Raw genomic sequence first — 2,444 nt, 5'->3', positions numbered from 1 at the left:
AGCCGGTGTGAAGTAGGCCGCCGGCGAGGTGCTCGTGGTGAGAGCCCTTTTCCGACGGCCCCTTCCCGAACGGTGCGGGCTAGTTTCCCAGCACACCGCTCTCCAGTGACACTTTTCGAGTGGACGAAGAAGCCCGTCCTGCATGAATTCCGTGGTGACACGCTTGGCAGACCACCAGGGTCTTTCGTCTGCGCGACGCCATAATCAGTGCCCATACTGGACGGGCAGGCCGACCCGGCTTTTTCAGGTCCGCGAGCTTGCGGATATGGTGAACCTCCACCCTTTCCGCTGACCCGCATATCTCGCACGTGTCGGCCAGGAGCCGCTTGACGAGTTCGTTCCTTCCGAAATACGTCATAGGCAGTGGCTCCTTGTCGGTAACTTTCGCCATACGCTGCCGCTTCAAGGGGATACCCCCGAAGCGGGCCACCAGTGGCTTCTTGTCGGCGCCTCGTGAGACCCTCACTTCAAAGCAGGTTCGCGAACCGTCCGGAGTGGCGACGACCGCTTTATATTTCCGAGCCATCCGCGTTGCGGAGGTTCGATGCTTGGATGCAAGTGTCTTGAGCATGGATGTCTCCATCACCCAGCGAAGACGCGATAGGCGTGAGACGTCCTGCGCCAGCAAGTAGTACTGAACGAGACCCCGGTACTCAGCTTGATAGGCAGCGACGATTGAGAAATCGCTGTCATGGAGCAGCACCCCACGCTGGTACGGTTTCCCTTTTCGTATGTACGGTGCGCACCGTTGCCGGACCAACTTCTGCGGCACGAACAGCCCAATGATGCCGTTGGCTGAACGGCGAGGACCAGTGAGTTTCGTGTCGCATCGCTGTGCTTTGACCTCGTAGCCGAGGAAGCTCGCCGCCTGGCTGGAGGCGTGCGTGATGAGAGTCTTTGGTTCAGAGAGGCTCAGCTTGAGTTCAGCATGAAGGAACTCCTTGACCCGCGACTTTATCTCTCCGGCTTCGTTCTTCGGCCCAGCGAATCCGAGTAGCCAATCGTCGGCGTACCTGATGTATCGCAGTCGACGGAATCCCGGATCATGCGGATCTAAGCTCGGCAGCGAACGCCGTTTGAGACGCAGCTCTCGTGCTGCTTCCTTGTCGCCGCGCGCCACCGCCCGCCACATCCGGGCATCCAGTCGGTGATATTCAGGATGATGCCGCCTCTGCTTTCCTCGGTTGTAGTTCGGCAGTAGTTCCTGCTCAACGAACCGGTCCAGTCGGTCGAGGTAGATGTTGGACAGGACAGGCGAGACGACCCCACCCTGCGGAGCGCCGCTGAGCGTGGCGTTCCACTGCCAATCCTCCAGATACCCCGCACGAAGCATGCGGCGAATTAGCTGCACGAATCGGCCATCGTGGATCTTCTCCCTGAGGATCGAGAGCATGACCTCGTGATCCAAGCTGCCGAAACAGTCGGAGATATCGCCCTCGATGAACCATCGTGTTCCGGTCCAAGTTTTCGCTATTTCCTGCAATGCCGTGTGACATCCACGACGGGGGCGAAAGCCATGGGATCGGTCGGAAAGCTGAACGTCATAGTAAGCCTCCAGTAAGAGACGAACCACTTCGGCAACCAACTTGTCCGACCATGTTGGCAAGCCGAGCGGGCGCTTCTTCGCCGATGCTCCCTTCTTTGCGATGTAGACCCGCTTGACTGGCGTCCACTGGTACGACTCCGAGCGAAGTCTCCCAATGATCGCTTCAATCTTCGCCACTGACATTCCGTCAGCTGTCTCCCCTGTGACTCCAGGTGTCATCGCACCGTTGTTCCGGTAGATGCGCCCGTATGCCACAAGAAAGAGATCCCTGTTGAACAGTTGCCTGTATATCCTCTCCAGCGGCAAGCCTCGCTTACCGCGATCTCGAATGACGTCCAGTACTGTTCCAGCACTCTGCATTACGCATACCTCCCTCTCCTGGACGTCGTAATCACCTGTGTCCCTTCGCCCTGTGGTCCGGTTTTCCCGGCCTCCCCGGCAGGTCGTCACTCCTGCGACTACTACGGACACTCCGTCACCATAGGGCTCTCGCCCCATAGGTGATCCCGCGGTACGTCTTTGTTGTACGTATCTAGCGCAACTTAGGTCGCCCACTCATTTCCTTAGCCGCCCTCATTGGGAGGCGTCTCCCACCCCGGAGGTGCCCAGCCAAACGACACATAGCCAGACAGGGCAGGAGCATCGGTTTCAGGTGCTGTTCCGATGGGTTTCTACTTGTGCCCCTGGAAATTAGGCTTTAAGCAATCCAGCTTTGACCATATTGCGCGGGTCTTGCGGCGCTCCGTCGTCATGCACCTTCAGATCGGCTACCGCTTCCCTGACATGCTACGGTCCCCTTTGGCTTTCACCGCCAGGTAAGTCAGGTGACCCAAGAACCTTCTCCGAGTTCATCCCGGATAATCCGGGGATACAACAAAGCGCCTCACGGCGCACGGCG

The 2,444-nt window shown here is 58.6% G+C and carries 1 protein-coding gene; it reads right to left on the bottom strand.

Annotated features, from left to right (window positions below; translation table 11 throughout):
- Positions 1-79: 79 nt before the first annotated feature.
- Positions 80-1,906 (bottom strand): reverse transcriptase domain-containing protein, encoded by a 1,827-nt coding sequence (locus ACFVWY_RS35590; protein WP_389879048.1) that lies wholly within the window; start codon positions 1,904-1,906, stop codon positions 80-82.
- Positions 1,907-2,444: the final 538 nt, after the last annotated feature.

It is taken from the genome of Streptomyces sp. NPDC058195 (genome assembly GCF_042883525.1).
GTDB lineage: Bacteria > Actinomycetota > Actinomycetes > Streptomycetales > Streptomycetaceae > Streptomyces.
This window is presented reverse-complemented; position numbering and strand designations above follow the sequence as displayed.